The organism is Stenotrophomonas sp. YIM B06876, assembly GCF_030711595.1.
In the GTDB taxonomy this organism is placed as follows: Bacteria; Pseudomonadota; Gammaproteobacteria; order Xanthomonadales; family Xanthomonadaceae; genus Stenotrophomonas.
Map to the genome: position 1 here is coordinate 1 of NZ_JAUJUJ010000636.1, position 366 is coordinate 366.

The following is a 366-nucleotide window of genomic DNA, read 5'->3' on the forward strand; positions in this document are numbered from 1 at the left end:
CGTGCCCAGCTGCGCCTCCAGCCCCGCGATCTGCCGGCTCAGGGCCGAGGCGGCCACATGCAGCCGCGCCGAGGCCTCGGTGAGCGAGCCGCCCTGCGCCACCTCGAAGAAGTAGCGCAGCGCGGTGTCTTGCAGGAAATGGGGGCGCATAGGGCGGGGGCGTTGCTTTGCCTTGGGGGTCTTCGAGTATGCAATGCCTTGCCGTTTTGGCAAAGCAGACTTGCATATTTGCTGTTGGTCACCGGGCGCGCGGCTTTCTAAGATGGGCGCTTCGATGGGGGCTCCCTGCCGTCCGGCAGGCGCCACCGTGTGCCGTTTTTCTGGAGTGCTTCGTATGCGACTTTTGTCTTTGGGTCTGGGTTTGCT

The 366-nt window shown here is 64.5% G+C and carries 1 protein-coding gene; it reads right to left on the bottom strand.

The window, feature by feature from the left end; all coding sequences use genetic code 11:
• Nucleotides 1-150 (bottom strand): LysR family transcriptional regulator (locus QZH66_RS19105; RefSeq protein WP_345783888.1); only part of this gene is annotated, 150 nt, incomplete at its 3' end.
• Between the last annotated feature and the right edge of the window lie 216 nt (nt 151-366).